At 73.2% G+C, this 19786-nt stretch carries 18 protein-coding genes; 10 read left to right on the top strand and 8 right to left on the bottom strand.

Annotation, left to right across the window (positions count from 1 at the left end; all coding sequences use genetic code 11):
* Window positions 1-26 precede the first annotated feature (26 nt).
* Window positions 27-1517: a DNA repair protein RadA gene (gene radA, locus AC5WRL_RS17490; RefSeq protein WP_496089476.1), complete on the bottom strand. Its 1491-nt coding sequence runs from the start codon at window positions 1515-1517 to the stop codon at window positions 27-29.
* 192 nt (window positions 1518-1709) lie between these two features.
* On the opposite strand from radA, the gene AC5WRL_RS17495 reads away from it, so the two are divergent.
* Entirely contained in the window at window positions 1710-3326 is a 1617-nt protein-coding gene (locus tag AC5WRL_RS17495; protein WP_496089477.1) for a BACON domain-containing protein, read from the top strand.
* 290 nt (window positions 3327-3616) lie between these two features.
* On the opposite strand, the gene AC5WRL_RS17500 is transcribed toward AC5WRL_RS17495, so the two are convergent.
* Both AC5WRL_RS17500 and AC5WRL_RS17505 read right to left on the bottom strand, forming a co-directional pair.
* Window positions 3617-4417, bottom strand: a complete 801-nt coding sequence (locus AC5WRL_RS17500; protein ID WP_496089478.1) for a TetR/AcrR family transcriptional regulator — start codon at window positions 4415-4417, stop codon at window positions 3617-3619.
* A complete protein-coding gene (locus AC5WRL_RS17505; protein WP_496089504.1) occupies window positions 4404-5252 on the bottom strand; it encodes a sugar phosphate isomerase/epimerase family protein in 849 nt (282 codons plus the stop codon). The genes AC5WRL_RS17500 and AC5WRL_RS17505 overlap by 14 nt, the downstream gene beginning before the upstream one ends.
* A gap of 58 nt (window positions 5253-5310) precedes the next feature.
* Between AC5WRL_RS17505 and AC5WRL_RS17510 the strand changes: the two genes are divergently transcribed.
* Together AC5WRL_RS17510 and AC5WRL_RS17515 are read left to right on the top strand one after the other, a co-directional pair.
* The gene (locus tag AC5WRL_RS17510) at window positions 5311-6072 is read left to right on the top strand and encodes an ABC transporter ATP-binding protein (protein ID WP_496089479.1); all 762 of its coding nucleotides are present in this window, start codon (window positions 5311-5313) and stop codon (window positions 6070-6072) included.
* Complete coding sequence (locus AC5WRL_RS17515) at window positions 6069-6806, top strand: ABC transporter permease (protein ID WP_496089480.1); 738 nt, start codon at window positions 6069-6071, stop codon at window positions 6804-6806. Before AC5WRL_RS17510 ends, AC5WRL_RS17515 begins: the two co-directional genes overlap by 4 nt.
* A 52-nt stretch (window positions 6807-6858) precedes the next feature.
* Here the strand turns inward: AC5WRL_RS17515 and AC5WRL_RS17520 are convergent, their stop codons facing one another.
* Complete coding sequence (locus tag AC5WRL_RS17520) at window positions 6859-7803, bottom strand: Ppx/GppA family phosphatase (RefSeq protein WP_496089481.1); 945 nt, start codon at window positions 7801-7803, stop codon at window positions 6859-6861.
* 43 nt (window positions 7804-7846) lie between these two features.
* Between AC5WRL_RS17520 and AC5WRL_RS17525 the strand changes: the two genes are divergently transcribed.
* From AC5WRL_RS17525 to AC5WRL_RS17535, 3 genes are all read left to right on the top strand, one after another.
* Window positions 7847-8752, top strand: a complete 906-nt coding sequence (locus tag AC5WRL_RS17525) for a DUF3109 family protein (RefSeq protein WP_496089505.1) — start codon at window positions 7847-7849, stop codon at window positions 8750-8752.
* 43 nt (window positions 8753-8795) lie between these two features.
* Window positions 8796-10640, top strand: coding sequence for a dihydroxy-acid dehydratase (gene ilvD / locus AC5WRL_RS17530; protein WP_496089482.1), 1845 nt, complete (start codon window positions 8796-8798; stop codon window positions 10638-10640).
* Between the two features lie 81 nt (window positions 10641-10721).
* On the top strand, window positions 10722-11147 hold the full coding sequence (locus AC5WRL_RS17535) for a nuclear transport factor 2 family protein (RefSeq protein WP_496089483.1): 426 nt from the start codon (window positions 10722-10724) through the stop codon (window positions 11145-11147).
* A gap of 17 nt (window positions 11148-11164) precedes the next feature.
* Here AC5WRL_RS17535 and AC5WRL_RS17540 read toward each other — a convergent pair whose 3' ends face one another.
* Window positions 11165-13327 (bottom strand): protein kinase domain-containing protein, encoded by a 2163-nt coding sequence (locus AC5WRL_RS17540; protein ID WP_496089484.1) that lies wholly within the window; start codon window positions 13325-13327, stop codon window positions 11165-11167.
* Window positions 13328-13398: 71 nt separating this feature from the next.
* On the opposite strand from AC5WRL_RS17540, the gene AC5WRL_RS17545 reads away from it, so the two are divergent.
* The 3 genes from AC5WRL_RS17545 to proC are packed head-to-tail and all read left to right on the top strand — an operon-like array spanning window position 13399 to window position 15520.
* Window positions 13399-13908, top strand: coding sequence for a hypothetical protein (locus AC5WRL_RS17545; RefSeq protein WP_496089485.1), 510 nt, complete (start codon window positions 13399-13401; stop codon window positions 13906-13908).
* A 16-nt stretch (window positions 13909-13924) separates the two neighbouring features.
* A complete protein-coding gene (locus tag AC5WRL_RS17550) occupies window positions 13925-14683 on the top strand; it encodes a class I SAM-dependent methyltransferase (RefSeq protein WP_496089486.1) in 759 nt (252 codons plus the stop codon).
* A 30-nt stretch (window positions 14684-14713) separates the two neighbouring features.
* A complete protein-coding gene (gene proC, locus AC5WRL_RS17555; RefSeq protein WP_496089487.1) occupies window positions 14714-15520 on the top strand; it encodes a pyrroline-5-carboxylate reductase in 807 nt (268 codons plus the stop codon).
* A gap of 6 nt (window positions 15521-15526) precedes the next feature.
* Here proC and AC5WRL_RS17560 read toward each other — a convergent pair whose 3' ends face one another.
* Genes AC5WRL_RS17560 through AC5WRL_RS17570 form a run of 3 tightly spaced genes read right to left on the bottom strand, consistent with a single transcriptional unit; the run spans window position 15527 to window position 18142 of the window.
* Window positions 15527-16528, bottom strand: a complete 1002-nt coding sequence (locus tag AC5WRL_RS17560; RefSeq protein ID WP_496089488.1) for an ABC transporter ATP-binding protein — start codon at window positions 16526-16528, stop codon at window positions 15527-15529.
* Window positions 16529-16536: 8 nt separating this feature from the next.
* The gene (locus AC5WRL_RS17565; protein ID WP_496089506.1) at window positions 16537-17301 is read right to left on the bottom strand and encodes an ABC transporter permease; all 765 of its coding nucleotides are present in this window, start codon (window positions 17299-17301) and stop codon (window positions 16537-16539) included.
* A 31-nt stretch (window positions 17302-17332) separates the two neighbouring features.
* Entirely contained in the window at window positions 17333-18142 is an 810-nt protein-coding gene (locus AC5WRL_RS17570) for an ABC transporter permease (protein ID WP_496089489.1), read from the bottom strand.
* Window positions 18143-18502: 360 nt separating this feature from the next.
* Between AC5WRL_RS17570 and AC5WRL_RS17575 the strand changes: the two genes are divergently transcribed.
* Window positions 18503-19606, top strand: a complete 1104-nt coding sequence (locus tag AC5WRL_RS17575; protein ID WP_496089490.1) for a DUF5937 family protein — start codon at window positions 18503-18505, stop codon at window positions 19604-19606.
* Window positions 19607-19786: the final 180 nt, after the last annotated feature.

Raw genomic sequence — 19786 nt, forward strand, 5'->3', positions numbered from 1 at the left:
ACGAAACCGCTTGAGTGCGGATGAGTCTACCGGCGCGCCCCCGCGCCCCGTCCTGACGCTCCGCGCCCGCCCCGCCCGCCGCCCTCGGCGGACTGCCCAGGCACCGCTTCCGGCTCCCCGTCCCGCCCCTGCTCGGCGCCGCCGCGGGAGCGGCGCGGGGCGCGCGGCAGCACCCGCAGCGCCTCCCCGATGTCCGCCACCTCCAGCACCCGCATCCCGGCCGGGGCCTCGCCCGAGTCCGCCGGGACCAGCGCGTGCGTGAAACCGAGCCGGGCCGCCTCCGCCAGCCGCCGCTGCACCCCCGTCACCCGCCGCACCTCGCCGGCCAGCCCCACCTCGCCGATCGCCACCAGATTGTTCGGCAGCGGGGTGTCGCTCGCCGCACTCGCCAGCGCCAGCGCCACCGCCAGGTCGGCGGCCGGCTCCGACAGCCGCACCCCGCCCACCGTGGCCGTATAGATGTCGTTCTTCCCCAGCGAGGTGATCTGCCCGCGCTGCTCCAGCACCGCCAGCATCATCGACACCCGGGAGTTCTCCAGGCCGGAGGTGGTACGGCGCGGGGACGGGATCTGGGTGCTCACCGTCAGCGACTGCACCTCGGCCACCAGCGGGCGCCGGCCCTCCAGGGTGACCGTCAGACACGTACCGGGCACCGGCTCCTCTCGCCGGGTGAGGAACAGGCCCGAGGGGTCGGCGAGCGAGGTGATGCCCTGGTCGTGCAGTTCGAAGCAGCCGACCTCGTCGGTGGCCCCGTACCGGTTCTTCACCCCGCGCACCAGGCGCAGCCGCGCGTGCCGGTCGCCCTCGAAGTGCAGCACCACGTCCACCAGATGCTCCAGCAGCCGGGGCCCGGCGATCGCCCCGTCCTTGGTGACATGGCCCACCAGCACCGTGGCCATGCCACGCTCCTTCGCCGCCCGGATCAGCGCGCCCGCCACCTCCCGCACCTGCGCCATGCCGCCGGGCGCGCCGTCGATCTCGGCGGACGCGACGGTCTGCACCGAGTCCAGCACCAGCAGGGACGGCTTCACCGCGTCCAGCTGGCCGAGCACCGAGCCCAGATCCGTCTCGGCGGCCAGATACAGCTCGTCGTGGAGCGCCCCGATCCGGTCGGCGCGCAGCCGCACCTGGGAGGCCGACTCCTCCCCGGTGACATAGAGCGTGCGGTGCTCGGACGAGGCGGCCTTGGCGGCCACGTCCAGCAGCAGCGTGGACTTGCCGACCCCCGGCTCGCCCGCCAGCAGCACCACCGCGCCCGGCACCAGCCCGCCCCCCAGCACCCGGTCGAGCTCGGGCACGCCGGTGCTGCGCGCGGTGGCCCGGGTGGTGTCGACCTGGCCGATCGGCACGGCCGGTGACGTCACGCGGGCCACCGCCGCCGTACGCACCGCCGGGGCGCCGCCCACTTCCTCCACGGTGCCCCACGCCTGGCATTCGGGGCAGCGGCCGAGCCACTTCGCGGTGGACCAGCCGCACTCCGTACACCGGTAGGCGGGACGATCAGATTTACGAGCCATGGGACGACGTTAACCCCGGGCACCGACAGCGAACCGGGCCCCCGTGTCACCCGTTAGGAGGAACCTTGTGCCGGTCGGTGCCGGGGGCGCCCGCCGGGCGCCTACCGTCGCCAAGTGATGAACAGCTGCCCCGAGCGTTCCACACGCACCACGACGCGCGCCCGTCCCGCCGCGGCGCCCGGCTCCCATCGCGTGCCCCGCGGGCGGGCGGCGGCCGACGAGGGCAACCGGGCGGGGCGCAAGCGGCCCCGCCCCGCCGCGTACGAGGAAGCGCATCTGGACGGCCTGTTCACGTACTGCCTGTCCATCATGTGCGAACACGACACCGCCACGGCCGCGCTCGGCGAGGCGCTGGCCCTGGCGCGGCGGCAGCACGACCGGGGCCGCGGGCCGGCCGCGCCCGGGCAGTCCAGGGCCTGGCTGTACGCGCTGGCCCGCTGGACGTGTCTGCGGCGGCTCGCGGTGCAGCGGGAGACGGACGGCGCGCCGGAGCCGCGTGCCGCCGGCACGGCCGGGCCGGACGCGCAGTCGCGGCGCCGGGAGTTGGCGGCGCTGGCCTGGCCGGAGGCGGCGGGCACCAGCCCCGAGCAGCGGGAGGCGCTGGAGCTGGCGGTGCGTCACCAGCTGTCGCCGGCCGAGGTGGCGCTGGTGCTCCGGCTGTCGGTGGACGCGGCGCGGGCGCTGCTGACCAGTGGAGCCTGCGAGGTGGAGCGCACCCGGGCCTCGCTGGCGGCGGTGGACGCGGGCGGCTGTGCCACGGTGGCCTCACTGGCCGGCGAGGACCGGCTCATGCTGCTGCGCCCCGGGCTGCGGCGGGAGTTGGTGCGGCACGTGGACGGCTGCCCGGTGTGCCGCCGGGCCGCGCAGCGGGCGATGGCGGGTATCACCTGGCCGGGTACGGCGCCCGGGGAGACGCGGCTGACGGTGCTGGCGGCGCCGCGATCCGCCGTCCAGGCCGCGCTGCTGGTGGTGGAGCGGGCCCGGGCGCAGTACGCGCCACGCTTCGACCGGGCGGGCTTTCCGCTGACGGAGAAGGACCGTACGGCGCGGCGCGAGCGGCTGCGGAACCGGGCGGTCACCACCACGGTGGTCGCCACGGTGCTGGCGGCGCCGGCGCTGGCGCTGTGGGCCGCGTACCGGGGCGCGCCGGTGACCGGCGAGGCGAACGGGCCGGACGCGTCCGCCACCGAGGACGACCGGGGGCTGGGCGCGGCGGGCGGCGACGACTACGCCTACGAGAACACCGGACGGTGGGAGGACTCGGGCGAACTGGACGCGGACGGCGGGCGCAGCCCGGCCGGGGAGGCCGGGGAGGAGGCGGAGCCCCGGGAGCGGGACGAGCCGTCGCCGGGAGCCGGCGAAGAGTCCCCGGCCGCGCCGTCCTCGCCGGACGGGCCGGGCGGCGGGGAGAGCGACCGTCCCGCGCAGCCGGGACGGCTGACGGTGGACGCGGTGTCCACGGCGCGGGGTACGGAGATCACGCTGACCGCCTCGGGCGGGTTAGCGGTGCGGTGGAACGCGGTGTGGTCGGCGGACTGGCTGTGGCTGAGCGCCACCTCGGGCACGCTGCGGCCGGGGGAGTCGGTCACGCTGCTGGTGACGGTGGATCGCGCGCGGGAGCCGGCCGGGCCGTGGCAGGGCCGGATCACGATCGAGCCGGCGGGTGCCACGATCACCATCGAGGGCAACGGTCCTCAGCCCCAGGAGCCGACCCCGCCCCCGCCGACGGAGGAGCCTTCGCCCGACCCGACCGACCCGCCACCCCCCACCCCGGACCCATCGGACCCGCCAACCCCCGACCCAACCTGACCGCCGGGTCCCACCCCGCCGAGGCCCGTCCGCTCCGGGCTCGTACCTTCGCGTGGCCGCTTCGCGTGGCCGCTTCGCGTGGCCGCTTCGCGTGGCCGCTTCGCGTGGCCGCTTCGCGTGGCCGCTTCGCGTGGCCGCTTCGCGTGGCCGCTTCGCGTGGTTGTCGCTGATGCGTCTGGTGGTGGGCCGGATTGTCGGCGGCGGCGTTCCGGCTGACGTGGCCGGTGGCCTGTCCGACCGGCCCGTCCGACCGGCCCGTCCAACCGGCTCGGCTGTCTCGGCCGGGCGAGTCAGTCGGTGGGCAGGGGGGTGCCGGTCAGGTGGTGTTGGACCACGGGGGAGAGGTGGCGGATGAGGGTTTCGGGGTCGGTGGTGGCCAGGGGCCGCATCTTCAGCACGTAGCGCAGGAGCACCGTGCCGACCAGCTGTGCCGCCGCCAGTTCCGCGCGGAGTTTCGCTTCGTCCGCGTCGCTCGCGTGCGCTGTCCCGGCCAGCCGGGACAGCAGCTGGGACGCGATGAACTCGCGGAAGATCCGGGCCGCCGTCTCGTTGCTGACCGCCGAGCGGACGATCGCCAGCAGGGGGGCCCGGGTCACCGGGTTCTCCCAGACCCGGAAGAACGTCCGGGTGAACTCCTCGCCGGCCCGTTCCGGTTCCAGGGGGCCCAGCCGCGCCAGCCGCTCCGTCACCGGCGCGGCGGTGATCGCCACGGCGGCGGAGAACACCCCCTCCTTCGTACCGAAGTAGTGGTGCACCAGCGCCTGGTCGACGTCCGCGTCGCGCGCGATGGCCCGTACCGAGGTCTTCTCGAAGCCGCGCTCGGCGAACAACTCGCGCGCCGATGCCAGGATCCGGTCCTGGGTGGCGGGCCCGCCACCCGCGCCGTCGCCCTTGGCCGGCCGGCCGCGCCGCCGGCGCGGTGGCTCCGGGGCCGGCTCCGGGTCCGGGTCCGGGGTGCCGGGCTTGTGCTGCCCCGCCGGTCCGTCCTGCCCGGTGGCGGCGCCGCCGGGCGCCGGTGCGCTTCGTTCGGCCGGTTCGCCCGCCCGTTCCCCGGCGACGGCCGCCCGGCCGTCGCCGTCAGTGTTCGCCATCGTGGCCTCCGGCGGTGGCCCCGGCCCGCAGGTGCATCCGGGTGTAGGCCAGCGCCTCCGCCAGGTCGCCCTCCCGCTCGGCCGCCGACATCGCGCGGCGGGTGTTGACCTCCACCACCACATGGCCGTCGTAGCCCGCCGCCGACAGGCCGCGCAGCAGCTGAGCGCACGGCTGGGTGCCGCGCCCCGGCACGAGGTGTTCGTCGCGGCCCGAGCCGCTGCCGTCGGCGATGTGGACGTGCCCGAGCCGGTCGCCCATCCGGGCTGCCATCGCCAGGGCGTCGGTGCGGGAGGTCGCCGCGTGTGACAGGTCGAGGGTGAAGTGCCGGAAGTCCTCGTCGGTGGGGTCCCAGCCGGGGGCGTACGCGAGCATTTCGCGGTCCCGGTAGCGCCAGGGGTACATGTTCTCCACGGCGAATCTGATGTCGCTCTCGTGTGCCATCCGCCCGATGCCGGCCACGAAGTCCCGGGCGTAGCCGCGTTGCCAGCGGAACGGCGGGTGGACGACGACCGTACTCGCGCCCAGTTTGTCCGCCGCGTCGCGGGCACGCAGCAGCTTGCGCCACGGGTCGGTGGACCACACGCGCTGGGTGACCAGGAGGCAGGGCGCGTGGATGGCGAGCACCGGCACCCCGTACTGGTCGGACAGCCGGCGCAGTGCCTCGATGTCCTGGCTCACCGGGTCGGTCCACACCATGACCTCGACTCCGTCGTAGCCGAGCCGGGCGGCGATCGCGAAGGCGGACGCGGTGTTTTCCGGATACACCGAGGCGGTCGACAGCGCGACTTTCGGCTGTGTGTTCTCCGGCCTTGCCTGATGTGCCACGCGCTCCAGCCTAAGGGGCGGCTTCCGCTTGACGGACGCGGCCGGGCACAGCATTATTCATCGCGTGATGAATAAACTGCCCGCAGCCGCTGCCGTGCGGGCCACCGGTCTCGAAGTCGTCCGTGGTGGCGCCCGGGTGATCAAGCACCTGGACTTCACCGTGCCACCCGGCAGCGTCACGGGGCTGCTGGGTCCGTCCGGCTGCGGCAAGACCACCCTGATGCGCGCGATCGTCGGAGCCCAGGCGCGGGTCACCGGCACCGTCGAGGTGCTCGGACACCCGGCCGGCAGCCCGCCGCTGCGGCACCGGTTGGGGTACGTGACCCAGGACCCGTCCGTGTACCGCGATCTGACCGTCCGGCAGAACCTCGACTACTTCGCCGCCGTGCTCGGCATCCCGCGCGCCGGGCGCGCCGAGGCGGTGTCGGCCGCGCTCACGGACGTGGATCTCGTCGCCAAGGCGGACGCGCTGACCGCCTCGCTCTCCGGCGGCCAGCGTTCGCGGGTCTCGCTCGCCGTCGCGCTGCTGGGAGCCCCGGACCTGCTGGTCCTCGACGAGCCGACGGTGGGCCTGGATCCGGTGCTGCGCCGCGATCTGTGGAACCTCTTCCACCGGCTGGCCGCCGAACGCGGCACCACGCTGCTGATCTCCTCGCACGTGATGGACGAGGCGGACCGCTGCCACCGGCTGCTGCTGATGCGCGAGGGGGTGCTGCTCGCCGAGGGCAGCCCGGACGAACTGCGCGCCGCAACCGGCAGCGACACCATCGAGGGCGCGTTCCTGTACCTCGTCGACAGCACGAATGGCACGAACGGAGCGTCGTCGTGAGCCCGGCCCGTACCCTCGCCACCGCCCGCCGCGTACTGCGCCAGCTGCGGCACGATCCGCGCACCATCGCGCTGCTGCTGCTCGTCCCGGTGGGGCTGCTGACGCTGCTCTACTTCGTCTTCGACAACAAGGCGGCCGAGTTCGACCGCATCGGATCAGCCCTGCTGGGGATCTTCCCGATGCTGACCATGTTTCTGGTGACCTCCATCGCCACCCTGCGCGAACGCACCTCCGGCACCCTGGAGCGGCTGCTCGCCATGCCGCTCGCCAAGGCCGATCTGATCCTCGGGTACGCGCTGGCCTTCGGCGCCCTCGCCGTCCTCCAGGCCGGCCTGGTCACCGGCCTCGCCGTCTGGCTGCTGAGCCTCACCGTCGCCGGCTCACCCTGGCTGCTCCTGCTGGTGGCGGTCCTCACCGCGCTGCTCGGTACGGCGATGGGTCTGTTCGTCTCCGCCTTCGCCGCCTCCGAGTTCCAGGCGGTGCAGTTCATGCCGGCGTTCGTCTTCCCGCAGCTGCTGCTGTGCGGCCTGTTCACGCCGCGCGACACCATGCAGCCGGTGCTGGAGTACGTCTCCAACGTGCTGCCCATGTCGTACTCCGTGGACGCCGCCGAGCAGGTGCTGGAGCACAGCGGCATCACCGGCCACTACCTGCGCGACCTCGGCATCGTCGCCGCGGTGGCGCTGGGCGTCCTCATCCTCGGCTCGGCCACCCTGCGGCGGCGCACCGCCTGATGCCCGGGGCGCCTCGCCCACGCGGGGCGCCCCCGAGCGTCACCCCCGAGCGTCACCCCCGCGCCGAACCGTTGCGCATCCCGTCCAGCCGGCGCAGGATCACGCCCTCGCGCAGCGCCCACGGGCAGATCTCCACCGAGTCCACGTCGAACAGGTCAAGCGCCGCCTCCGCCACCAGCGCCCCCGCCAGCAGCTGCGGCGCCCGCCCCTGGGAGACCCCCGGCAGCTCGGCCCGCTCCGCCACCGGCATCACCGTCAGCTTCGGCGCCCACGAACGCAGATCGTCCCGGCTCAGATCACGCCGTACGTACAGCCCGTCCGCCGCCCGCGCCGCGCCCGCCAGCCTGGCCAGCTGCCGGAACGTCTTCGAGGTGGCCACCACCCGGTCCGGCGGCCCGAGCCGGGTGAAGTCGCCCACCACCCGGGCGATCTCGGTGCGCACCTCGCGGCGCAGCGCCCTCACCGCCGCCGCCTCGGGCGGATCGCCCGGCAGCCGGGCCGCCGTCAGCCGCCCCGCGCCCAGCGGCAGCGACACCGCCGTGTCCGGCGCCTCGTCCACCCCGTACGCGATCTCCAGCGATCCGCCGCCGATGTCGAACAGCAGCAGCCGCCCCGCCGACCAGCCCAGCCAGCGGCGCGCCGCCAGGAACGTCAGCCGCGCCTCGTCCGCCCCGGACAGCACCTGGAGTTCGACGCCGGTCTCCTGCGCCACCCGCGCCAGCACCACATCCGCGTTGCTCGCCTCGCGCACCGCCGAGGTCGCGAACGGCAGCAGTTCCGCCACCCCCTGGTCCTCGGCGACCTCCAGCGCCCGCTTCACCACCGCGATCAGTCGCTCTATGCCGACGGTGTCGATCGCACCCCCGTCGTCCAGCAGCTCCGCCAGCCGCAACTCCGCCTTGTGCGAGTAGGCCGGCAGCGGGCGCGCACCCGGATGCGCGTCGACGACCAGCAGATGCACCGTATTGGATCCCACGTCGAGAACACCGAGCCTCATGAGGGTCAACGCTACCCGGGCCCCTTACCCTGGCGGGGTGGCAATGACGAAGAGGGCGAAGGCGGGCAGAGCGGTCAGGCAGCTCGATGGAGCACGGCGGCGCGCCGCCGGTGACGAGGTGGCGCTGGATCACCCCCGCGCATGGGTGGAGTTCCCCGATCCCGCCGACGCCGAGCAGGTCTTCCGCTGCGATCTGACCTGGCTGACCTCCCGCTGGCACTGTGTGTTCGGCGACGGCTGCCAGGGCATCAAGGCCGGCCGCGCCTCGGACGGCTGCTGCACGCTGGGGGCGCACTTCTCGGACGAGGAGGACGAGGCGCGGGTGGCCGGGCACGCGGCCCGGCTGACCCCCGAGACCTGGCAGTTCCATGCCGAGGGCACCTCCGAGCGGGGCTGGATCCAGCTGGACGACGACGGCGAGCGGCAGACCCGGCGCTTCGAGGGGGCGTGCATTTTCCTCAACCGCCCCGGTTTCGCCGCGGGCGCCGGCTGCGCGCTGCACACCATGGCGCTCGCCGAGGGCCGCGAGCCGCTGGAGACCAAGCCCGACGTGTGCTGGCAGCTCCCGGTACGGCGCACCTACGAGTGGGTGGAGCAGCCGGACGGCGAGGAACTGCTGTACGTGTCGATCGGCGAGTACGACCGGCGCGGCTGGGGCCCCGGCGGCCACGACCTGCACTGGTGGTGCACGGGCGCGCCGAGCGCGCACGGGGCCGGGCGGCCGGTGTACGTGTCGTACCGTCCCGAGCTGATCGAGCTCATGGGCAAGGAGGGGTACGAGGAGCTGGCGCGGCTGTGCGAGCAGCGGCTGGCCGTACACGCCGCCGTGCCCCCCGGCGTACGCCCGCTTCCGCTGCTGGCCCCGCACCCGGCGGACCCCGCCCCCGCGCCTGTGTGCTCCGTCTCGGAATCCGGGATGTCCATCCCACCACCCGGGCGGGAGGCGTAGCCTCAAAGGCAAGCCGCTCCATGTCCTGAAGGAGAGCAGAACCATGGCGACGCTGAGGTCTCGTACCGTCACCCACGGCCGCAACATGGCGGGCGCCCGCGCCCTCCTCCGGGCGGCCGGCGTAGCGCGGGAGGACTTCGGCAAGCCGATCATCGCGGTGGCCAACAGCTTCACCGAGTTCGTGCCGGGTCACACCCACCTCCAGCCGGTGGGCCGGATCGTCTCCGACGCCATCAAGGCGGCCGGCGGCATCCCGCGCGAGTTCAACACCATCGCGGTGGACGACGGCATCGCCATGGGGCACGGCGGGATGCTGTACTCCCTCCCCTCCCGCGATCTGATCGCCGACTCCGTGGAGTACATGACGGAGGCGCACTGCGCGGACGCCCTGATCTGCATCTCCAACTGCGACAAGATCACCCCCGGGATGCTGATGGCCGCCCTGCGGCTGAACATCCCCACCGTCTTCGTCTCCGGCGGCCCGATGGAGGCCGGCAAGACGACCCTGGTGGACGGCACGGTCCGCTCCAACCTCGACCTGGTGCACGCCATGTCCGAGGCGGTCTCGGACGCCGTCTCGGACGAGGACCTGCTGCGGATCGAGGAAGCCGCCTGCCCGACCTGCGGATCGTGCTCCGGGATGTTCACCGCCAACTCGATGAACTGCCTGGTCGAGGCGCTGGGCCTGGCGCTGCCGGGCAACGGCTCGGTGCTGGCCACCCACACCGCCCGCAAGGAGCTGTACGAGGCGGCCGGCCGTACCGTCGTGGAGATCACCAAGCGGCACTACGAGCAGGACGACGCCACCGTGCTGCCGCGCGCGCTGGCCTCGCGGGCGGCCTTCGAGAACGCCATGGCGCTGGACGTGGCCATGGGCGGCTCCACCAACACCGTGCTGCATCTGCTGGCGGCGGCCGTGGAGGCCGGGCTGGACTTCGGGCTCGCCGACATCGACGCGGTCTCGCGCCGGGTGCCGTGCGTGTGCAAGGTGGCGCCGAACGGCGCGTACCACATGGAGGACGTGCACCGGGCGGGCGGCATCCCCGCCATCCTGGGCGAGCTGCACCGCGCCGGGCATCTGAACGAGGACGTGCACGCCGTGCACGCCGACTCGCTGGACGAGTGGCTCAAGCAGTGGGACATCCGGGGCGGCTCGCCCGCGCCGGAGGCGGTCGAGATGTTCCACGCGGCGCCGGGGTGCGTGCGCTCCGCCGAGGCGTTCTCGCAGTCGGAGCGGTGGGCGACGCTGGACGTGGACGCGGCCGGCGGCTGCATCCGGGACGTGGCACACGCCTACTCGGCGGACGGCGGTCTTGCCGTACTGACCGGCAACCTGGCCCCCGACGGCGCCGTGGTGAAGACGGCGGGTGTGGACGAGTCGATCTGGACCTTCACCGGCCCGGCCGTGGTCGTCGAATCGCAGGAGCAGGCCGTCGAGGCGATCCTGGGCAAGCGGGTCAAGGAGGGCGATGTGGTGGTCGTCCGCTACGAGGGCCCCAAGGGCGGCCCCGGCATGCAGGAGATGCTGTACCCGACGGCGTTCCTCAAGGGGCGCGGACTGGGCGCCAAGTGCGCGCTGATCACCGACGGCCGGTTCTCCGGTGGTACGTCGGGCCTGTCGATCGGCCATGTGTCGCCGGAGGCGGCCTCGGGCGGGGCGATCGCGCTGGTGCGGGACGGCGACATCATCAGCATCGACATCCCGGGCCGGAGCATCGAGCTGAAGGTGCCGGAGGCGGAGCTGGCGGCGCGCCGGGAGGCGCTCGGCGGGCGTTACGCGCCGGTGGCGCGCGACCGCAAGGTGTCGCTGGCGCTGCGCGCGTACGCGGCGATGGCGACCAGCGCCGACAAGGGCGCGGTGCGGGACATCACCAAACTGGAAGGCTGACGCCGCCGGGCGGTCCCGGTACGGCGCCGGGCACCGGAAACGGTCGTACCGGCGCCGTCCGGAGCCGTCCGGAGCCGGCCCATGTCGGATCTCCAGGACGTACTCGACCGGAGCGCGATCGCCGGCCTGCCGGCGCGGCTCGCCCACCGGCTGGACGAAGGCAGCTTCGACGAGGCCGGTGCCGCCGCCGTCTACGCCGGGGACGTGGAGGTCAGCGGCCCCGGCGGGGGCAGCCCGGCCGGCCGCGACGCGGTACGGGACCACCTGTCCCGTACCGGCCCGGACGACGGCCCACGCACGCAGCACATCACCACCGACCCGCTGATCGAACCGCACGGCGACCGGGCCGAGGCCACGGCCAACCAACTGGTGTACTTCGCCCACCTTGGTGCCGCGCCCCACCGCACCTCCGGGCTGCGCTGCCGCTGTTCCGCCACCCGCACGCCGGAGGGCCGGCGGCTGTCGCGGATCGCCCTCACCCCGCTGTGGAGCCGGACCGAGGGGTAGAGACCGGCCGCCACGGCCTACGGCAGCCGTTCCGCGTAGAGCGTGTTGCCCAGGGTCACCACGTACGCCCAGCCGTCGATCACCACCGGGGCCGGGGCCCAGGCATCACTGCCCAGACCCGGGGTCCCCTCGTGCGGCGGGCCCACCTGCCTTGTCAGGCGGTCCGCCTCGTCCACCATGAACAGCCGGCCCTCATGGTCCGACAGATACAGCCGGCCGTCCGCCACGAGCGGCTCCGACGCCCCGGAGATCCCGGTGACCACACTCCAGCGCACCTCGCCGGCCGCCGCGTCCACCACCGTCACCCGGCCCGCCGTGTCCGTCACGTACACCAGGCCGCCGCCCGCCAGCACCGCACGCGGCTCAGCAGGGTCGGGCAACTCCGTACGGACCCACTCGCCGCTCTCCAGATCCATCCGCTGCACGGCCACCGACACCGGCAGCTCCGGGTCCGACTCCTCGAAGTACGCCGCCTCCGCGTCCAGCCCGATCAGCTCCATCAGACTCGGGGTCGCCGGGGGCGTACGCGGGGCGTGCCACCGCTGGCGGCCGGTCTCGTCCAGCAGCATCAGTTCGGGGAAGGCGCCGGTCTCGTTCTCCCGGGTCACCACCAGCAGCTGGTTCTCGTTGGCGTCCATGTCGGTGATGTAGCGGCCCGGCGCCTCCCAGCTGCCGACCCGCTCCGGGGCGTCCTGCTCGTAGAGCCGCACCGTGCTGTCGCCGTTCTGGAGCGCCAGCCGGCTCCCGACCGGGACCAGCGGCCCGCCCAGCTCGGGGGCGTCCAGCTGCCACAGCTCCTCGCCCTCCACCGGATCGAGCGCGATGACCCCCTTCTCCGACCGGGTGAAGACCACCCCGCCCGCCTCGACCGCCTCGGGCGCTCCCATGCTCGTACGGGGCCCGTCGTACCGCCACAGCTCGGAGCCGTCCGCCGGGTCGAGCAGGACGGTACGCACCCCCCACGACCCGCACAGCAGCCGCTCCGCCAGCGGCCGGCACCGGAATCCCTCGGTCGGCGCGTCCTGCACCCCCAGGTCGCGCAGGTCCAGCTCCCACGGTTCGGCGGCGGCGGTGGTCGGCGCGCCGTCCGTCCCGCCCGGCGGCGCCGGGTCCGGGCCGGCGTCGTGCGGCCACAGCAGCCGGGCCCCGACCCCGGCCGCCGCCAGCACGGCCACCGCCACCCCCGCCACCAGCAGCCGGCGCGGGGTCCGCGCCCGTACCGGCGGGCGGGCCGGCGCCGCCAGCACCTCCGCCTCGTTCTCGCCCCGCGCCGCCCGCCACACCGGCGACGCCCGCACCTCGCCCGCCTGCGCCCGGGAATCCGCCCAGGCCGCCATCCGCAGCACCGTCGCCACATCGGGCCGCCGGTCCGGCTCCTTCGCCAGACACAGCGCCACCAGCTCGCGCAGCGGCTCGGGCACCGCGCCCAGCTCCGGCTCCTCGTGCACCACCCGGTACGCCACCGCCAGCGGGTCGGCCCCCGGCATCCGGCCCGACTCGAACGGGCTGTGCCCCGTCGCCGCGAACGCCACCACCGCACCCAGCGCGAACACATCCGCCGCCTGCGTCACCTCCGCCCCGCCGGTCAGCTGCTCGGGCGCCATGAAAGGCGGCGAGCCCAGCACCGCGCCGGTCTCCGTCAGCCGGTGGGAGTCCGACAGCGCCCGCGAGATGCCGAAGTCGATGACCCGCACCCCGTCCTCGGCCAGCAGCACGTTCCCCGGCTTCAGATCCCGGTGCACCAGACCACGCCCGTGGATGTCGCGCAGCGCCTCCGCCAGCTGGGCGCCCACCCGCGCCGCCTCGCGCGCGCTCAGCGGGCCCGCGCGGGCCACCCGGTCGGTGAGCGAGCCACCCGGGACGAACAGGGTCGCCAGCCACGGCGGATCGCCGTCCGGGTCGGCGTCCACCACCGGCGCCGTGTACGCCCCGCCCACCTGCCGGGCCGCCGCCACCTCCCGCCGGAAGCGGGCCCGGAACCCCGGGTCCTCGGCGTACTCCCGGCGGATCACCTTCACCGCGATCTGCCGGCCCGCGACCGTACGGGCGAGGTAGACCACCCCCATGCCGCCGCTGCCCAGACGCCGCTCCAGCACGTAATCACCAAGGCGCTCGGGCTGCTCGGGCCGCTTGGGCTTCTCGCGCTGCTCGGGCTGCTCGGGCGCGGTGCCGTCCGTCATGACCACTCCCCCTGAGAAACGTCGGAACTCACCCTACAAAGCCGGACAGTCACCCCGGCATAATCGACAACATGTCCACACCCCAGACACAGCGACCCCAGCCGGACCCGATCCGTTTCTACGGCACCAGCTGGGTGGACCACTCGCGCGGTTACGGGGCCCGGCGCTTCGGGCTGGGCCTCGGGGCGTCCCTGCTGGCGGCGCTCGGGGTGCTGGGGCTCAAGCTCGGCTACAACGGGCTGACCCTGTCGCAGAGCGCGAGCTGGCTGCGGGTCCTGGTGATCGTCGCGTTCGCCGGCTGTACGGCGATGGCCTTCACCCGTTCCATGACCGGCTGGACCCGGCCGCGGGCGGCCGGGGAGGACGAGTCGGCGTTCCGCAGCATCAAGATCGTCGGCTTTGTCGGCATCCTGCTGGCGTACGCGCTGCGCAGCGCCATCGAGGCCCCGGGCGAGCGGCTGCGCCGCATGGACCACGAGGCGGCCGTCGAACAGTGGGAACGCACCACGACCAAACGCTCCGGCAACCCGGCCACCCGCCGCAAGTCCGGCCGCGCCGGGGCGGGTGCCGGGCGCCGCTGAGGGGGAGGGAGTGCTCATGACTGTCACCAAGGCCGCCCTCGCCTCCTCCTTCAACGCCGTCGCCGCCGAGTACGCGGCCACCCGGCCCGGCTACCCCGGCGCGCTGTACGACGCCGTCGAGGAGTTGGCGGGGCGGGCGCTGCACGGCACGGCGGCGCTGGACGTGGGGGCCGGCACCGGCATCGGCACCGCGCCGCTGGTGGCGCGCGGCGCGCGGGTGACCGCCGTCGAGCCGGGGGACGGCATGGCCGCCCAACTGCGCCGCCACCTCCCCGGACTGCCCGTCGTCCGCGGGTCCGGCGACGCCCTGCCCCTCGCCGCGGATTCATTCGATCTGGTGACATACGCGCAGTCCTGGCACTGGACGGACCCGGCCCGCTCCGTACCCGAAGCCCTGCGCGTGCTCCGCCCGGGCGGCACGCTCGCCCTGTGGTGGAACGTGCCGGACGGGGCGGCTGACTGGGTCCTCGCGCAGGACCGCCGGCTCCAGCGGGAGTGGCGGCAGGGCGACGTCACCGCACGGGCCGGTGCCCTCATCCGGGACATCGACGCCTCCCTCAGCCCGCACTTCCGCGAGCTGCGCTGGTCGCGCACCATTCCCCTGGACACCCATCTCGCCTCCCTCGCCACCCACTCCTTCATCGCCACGCTGCCCCCCGACCGCGCCGCCGCCCTGCTGGCGGCCGAGCGCGCCGCCCTGCGCGAGGTGTTCCCGGACGGACAGGTCACCGAGCCGTACCTCGTGCGGCTGACCGCTGTGCGGACACCGTCCTGACCGCCCGGGCCGGCGGTGCACCATGGGGACATGACTCAGAAGATCGCTGTCCTCGGCACCGGCAAGATCGGTGAGGCCCTGCTCGGCGGCATGCTGCGCGGCGGCTGGGCCCCCGGCGATGTGCTGGTGTCCGCGCGGCGCCCGGAGCGCGCGGAGGCACTGCGTACGCTGTACGGGGTCACCGCCGTCTCCAGCGCCGAGGCGGCGAAGAGCGCCGACACCCTCATCCTGTCCGTCAAGCCGCAGGACATGGGCGCCCTCCTCGACGAACTCGCCCCGCACACCCCCGCCGACCGGCTGATCATCTCGGTCGCCGCCGGCATTCCGACCGGCTTCGTCGAGGACCGTCTCACCCCCGGTACGCCCGTGGTGCGGGCCATGCCCAACACCGCCGCGCTCGTCGACGAGGGCATGACGGTGATCTCCGGGGGCGCGCACGCCACCGAGGAGCAGCTGGCGCACGCCGAGCGCATCCTGGGCGGCGTCGGCAAGACCATGCGGCTGCCCGAGTCCCAGCAGGACGCCGCCACCGCGCTCTCCGGCTCCGGCCCGGCGTACTTCTACTTCCTGGTCGAGGCCATGACCGACGCCGGCATCCTGCTCGGGCTGCCCCGCGACAAGGCACACGATCTGATCGTGCAGGCCGCGATCGGCGCCTCCGTGATGCTGCGCGACAGCGGCGAACACCCCGTGGTGCTGCGGGAGGCGGTCACCTCCCCGGGCGGCACCACCATCTCCGCGATCCGCGAGCTGGAGAAGCACGGGGTACGCGCCGCCCTGATCGCCGCGCTGGAGGCGGCCCGCGACCGCAGCCGCGAGCTCGCCTCCGGCGGGTGACCCTCATCAGGACGGCACCCGCACCTCCTCCTCGGTGTTGCCCGCGTACATGCGGGCGATGACGTCCTCGATGTCCGGCTCCCGCAGCGACAGATCGACCAGCGGATACGCCTCGGCGACCCGCGCCACCAACGGGGCGGCGCTCGCGCCGGCCGGGAAGGCGAGCCACTGCCGGGGCCCCTCGACCCGTATGGTGCGGGCGCCCTCGATCTCGATCGGCGGCTGCTCGCGCTCCAGGTCCACCACCAGCTGCCGCTCGCTCGCCCCCACCTCGTGCAGCCCGGCGAGCCCGCCGTCGTACATCAGCCGGCCGTGATCAATCACCATCACCCGCTGACACAACTGCTCAATATCGGTCAGGTCGTGGGTGGTGAGCAGCACCGTCGTGCCGCGCTCGGCGTTCAGATCGCGCAGAAACCCGCGCACCTTCGCCTTGCTGATCACATCGAGCCCGATCGTCGGCTCGTCCAGATACAGCACATCCGGATCGTGCAGCAGCGCCGCCGCGATGTCCCCGCGCATCCGCTGCCCCAGCGACAACTGCCGCACCGGAACCTCCAGCAGCTCCGCCAGATCCAGCAACTCCACGCACCGCTCCAGGTTCTCCCTGAAGCGCGCCTGAGGCACCCGGTACATCCGGCGCACCAGACCGTACGAGTCACGCAGCGGCAGATCCCACCACAGCGTCGTGCGCTGCCCGAACACCACCCCGATCCGGCGCGCGAGCCGGGTCCGCTCGCGCTGTGGATCGATGCCCGCCACCCGCAGCCGGCCGCCGCTCGGGGTCAGAATCCCGGTCAGCATCTTGATCGTGGTCGACTTCCCGGCACCGTTCGGGCCGATGTACCCGACCATCTCGCCGCGCCGCACCGTGAACGAGATGCCGTCCACCGCCCGTACCTCGGTACGGGTCCGGCGGAACCGCCCGGCCCGCCGCCGTACCTGGAAGACCTTCTCCAGCTCGGTCAGCTCGATCAGCGTGTCGTCACTGCCGTCACTCATGCCCATCAACCCCATCAACTCCCGGTACTCCGATAGCTCCGAATCCCCAGCCGCCACAGCAGCCCCGTCAGCGCGCACATCACGACGGCAACCAGCGGGGAGAGAAAGTCCACCCAGCCCGGCAGCCCCAGAGGGTCCTCCCGGCCCAGCAGCCGCAGCAGCGGTATCCAGTTCACAAAGGCCAGCGGGACGAGATAGGTCACCCCGCGCACCAGCTCGGCGCCGTAGATCGTCGGCGGATACTGGAGCAGCCGGTTGCCGCCGTACGTGACGGAGTTCTGCACCTGGGCCGCGTCCTGCGCCCAGAACTGGAACGCCCCGCCCAGCGCCCACAGCGCGCCGAAGATCACCGCGCCGCAGACGATCACCCCGGCCAGCAGCACGTACTCCAGCACCGACCAGCCGGTGTCCAGCTGGGCGAGGGCCCAGACCAGCACCAGCAGCCCCTGGACGATCCGGCCCACCCGGCGCAGTACGAACCGGTCGGCGGCGACCTGGGCGAAGAGCGGCACCGGGCGGATCAGCATGGTGTCCACGCTGCCGTCCCGTACCCGGGCGCCCAGCTGATCCATGTTGCCGAGGAAGAGGTCGGCGAGGCCGAGGGAGCAACTGGCCGTGGCGTACATGAGCGCCACCTCACCGACCGAGAAGCCGCCGAGCTCGTCCACGTGCGAGAAGACGATGAGGATGGCGACGAACTCCAGCGCGCTGGTCACCGCGTTCCCCACGGTGGTGAGCAGAAAAGAGGCGCGGTAGGCGAGCGTGGAGCGGAACCACATCCCGACGATCAGCGCATAGCCGCGCAGCCCGTCAACCACCCTGCACCACCACGCGCCGGGTCGCCGCGGCCTGGACCAGCCGGCCGAGCAGCAGCAGGGCGATCGCCCACCCGAGGGGGAAGAGCAGCACGGTGAACGCGTCGGCCCCCGTATACCGGCCCAGCAGTACGTCGGCCGGCACCTGCAAAAGGGCCGCCCAGGGCAGCCACTGGAGAACAGCGCTCACACTCTCGGGGAAAACCGTCAGCGGCATCACCATCCCGGAACAGAACATTCCGAGCAGATTGCTCACCATGTTCAGCCCGGAGCCGTCCATCATCCAGAAGGCGACCAGCGCCACCAGAAAGTTGATCGCGAAACTCACCACGATCCCGAGCGCCACCGCGCAGCCGAACAGCAGCCAGGTCAGCGGGTCGGTGGGCAGCGCCAGCTCGAAGGCCAGCGCGCCGATCGCGATGGGCACCACCCCGCGCCCCAGCAGATGGAAGCAGCCACGGCCCAGGTCGGCCGACAGCCACCACAGCTGGAGATCCACCGGGCGGTAGAGATCGATGGAGATCTCGCCGGTACGGATCCGCTCCTGAAGCTCCTCGCGGAAGCCGCCGCCCAGGACGGCGGTCGCGGCCAGCAGACCCTGGCCGACCCAGACGAAGGTGAGGGCCTGCGCCTGGCTGTAGCCCCCGAGGTCGGGGCGCTGACTCCACAGTGCGATAAACGTATAGGTCATGAAGAAGCCGAACACCGTATTGGTGAACACACCGGCGGCGGTGGCAACCCGATAGGTCGCGTAGCGCCGGAAACTGCTGCCCGCGACAGCGCGATACAGCCCATGCGTTCGCATGTCAGAAACCCCCTTTTCTTCCGGAGCCAAAACGCCGGAGCCTAGGGGACTTCGAAAGGCCGCCGCTACCGAATATCGGAGCGCGGCGGACGACGGAACCAACGGAACCAACGGAACCAACGGAAACGACGACCCCGGCGCGAGCGGTGCAGGCGCATGGCATCCCAGTACTCGGCGTCGAGGTCGTCACCGGAGGCGCCCCGCCAGGAGTGGCGTTGATCAGAAGAAGTGAAGGGCACGAGCCAGTGAGCGGAATCCATGCCCATCACGCTGCGCCATCAGGCGGGGCGGGTGCGTATCGATTGACGGGGACGGTCAATCGACTCCCGCGCGGAGCCTTCCATCGGCAGGATGGGAACCATGCCCGTAGTCATCGACGTCGCCGGACTGCCCGCGGAGAACATCGTCTTCGGCCCCTCACCGCTGGCCGAACTCGGCGCGGCCTTGCATGTGCTCTCCGAACCGGGCCACCACCCCGCACACGCGGCCTGGGCGGCACAGGTCCACTACGCGCTGCCGCCGGACCTGGCGGACCGGCTGTGCGAGGCGGATTTCCTGTGGTACTCGACCCGCTCCGACATCCTGCTGCCGGCCGCGCCGGGCCGCACGTTCGAGGAAGAACTGGACGCGATGGACGGGATGAGCGACGAGCGGTACGTCGGGGCAACGCTGGAGCTCTCCTGTGCGTCGTGGCGCTACGGGCAACCGGGAGCCGGCGGATCCCCGCTGACCGACGCGGCGGAACGGGACCGCGCCCTGGACCGGGCGGCGGCCCGCGGCCCACGCCGGCTCGCCTTTGTGGAACGGTTGCTGGCCGATCCGACGGCGGTGCGGGGATGGATCCGACGGCTGCTGAGTGAGTGCTACGAGGCGTTCTTCGCGAAGTCATGGGAGGAGATACGCCCCCAGCTGGCCGCCGACGCCCGGCACAAGACGGAACTGTTGCGGCGGAAGGGCCTGGCGGAGGCGATGACGGCGGTCTCGTCGGCAATCACCTTGGACGAGGGCTCGGGCCGGCTCACGATCGACAAGATGTGCGAGGGTCGGACGACCGCGCTGGATCGCGAGGCGGGCCTGGGGATCGCCTTCTTCCCGACGGCGTTCGGCTGGCCGCATCTGTTGGCCCTGCACGCCACCGGTTGGCGTCCGGTGATCCAGTACCCGGTGGCACAGCCGCACCTGCCGCCATCCGTCTCGGTGGAACAGGTGGCCCGGCGATTCGAGGCGCTGGCGCATCCGACGCGGCTCCTTATGTGCCGCAGCCTGTCCCTCGCCCCGCACACGACGGGCGAACTGGCGGCGGCACTGGGCATGACCGCCCCCGAGGTCTCCCGGCACCTGGCGGTGCTGCGCAAGGCCGGACTGCTGACGACGCGGCGGCATGGCCGGTACGCGCAGCACCGGCTCGATGTGGCCGTAGTGGCCCGGCTCGGCGGTGAGTTCCTGGAGACGGTGCTGCGCTGAGGGAGCGCGGGGAGGAACGCAGCGGGACCGAGGTGGAACACCTGCTCGACGGCCGTTCGGTCTCAACTTGACACTGTCTCCGCCGGGTCCGTAAGGTCCACCAGGTTGCCGCCCAGGGGGCAAGTTCTCAGGCCAGGATCCGGATTTGGATCGGCCGGGGAAATCCCCTAAAGTGGTGGA

This window comes from Streptomyces sp. NTD107 (genome assembly GCF_059510435.1).

Bases quoted from the DNA above. Each gene is read 5' to 3' on its own strand.
- radA (WP_496089476.1), bottom strand. From the start codon at position 1,517: ATGGCTCGTAAATCTGATCGTCCCGCCTACCGGTGTACGGAGTGCGGC.
- AC5WRL_RS17500 (WP_496089478.1), bottom strand. From the start codon at position 4,417: ATGGCGAACACTGACGGCGACGGCCGGGCGGCCGTCGCCGGGGAACGG.
- AC5WRL_RS17510 (WP_496089479.1), top strand. From the start codon at position 5,311: ATGAATAAACTGCCCGCAGCCGCTGCCGTGCGGGCCACCGGTCTCGAA.
- AC5WRL_RS17520 (WP_496089481.1), bottom strand. From the start codon at position 7,803: ATGAGGCTCGGTGTTCTCGACGTGGGATCCAATACGGTGCATCTGCTG.
- AC5WRL_RS17525 (WP_496089505.1), top strand. From the start codon at position 7,847: ATGACGAAGAGGGCGAAGGCGGGCAGAGCGGTCAGGCAGCTCGATGGA.
- ilvD (WP_496089482.1), top strand. From the start codon at position 8,796: ATGGCGACGCTGAGGTCTCGTACCGTCACCCACGGCCGCAACATGGCG.
- AC5WRL_RS17535 (WP_496089483.1), top strand. From the start codon at position 10,722: ATGTCGGATCTCCAGGACGTACTCGACCGGAGCGCGATCGCCGGCCTG.
- AC5WRL_RS17540 (WP_496089484.1), bottom strand. From the start codon at position 13,327: ATGACGGACGGCACCGCGCCCGAGCAGCCCGAGCAGCGCGAGAAGCCC.
- AC5WRL_RS17545 (WP_496089485.1), top strand. From the start codon at position 13,399: ATGTCCACACCCCAGACACAGCGACCCCAGCCGGACCCGATCCGTTTC.
- AC5WRL_RS17550 (WP_496089486.1), top strand. From the start codon at position 13,925: ATGACTGTCACCAAGGCCGCCCTCGCCTCCTCCTTCAACGCCGTCGCC.
- proC (WP_496089487.1), top strand. From the start codon at position 14,714: ATGACTCAGAAGATCGCTGTCCTCGGCACCGGCAAGATCGGTGAGGCC.
- AC5WRL_RS17560 (WP_496089488.1), bottom strand. From the start codon at position 16,528: ATGGGCATGAGTGACGGCAGTGACGACACGCTGATCGAGCTGACCGAG.
- AC5WRL_RS17565 (WP_496089506.1), bottom strand. From the start codon at position 17,301: ATGTGGTTCCGCTCCACGCTCGCCTACCGCGCCTCTTTTCTGCTCACC.
- AC5WRL_RS17570 (WP_496089489.1), bottom strand. From the start codon at position 18,142: ATGCGAACGCATGGGCTGTATCGCGCTGTCGCGGGCAGCAGTTTCCGG.
- AC5WRL_RS17575 (WP_496089490.1), top strand. From the start codon at position 18,503: ATGCCCGTAGTCATCGACGTCGCCGGACTGCCCGCGGAGAACATCGTC.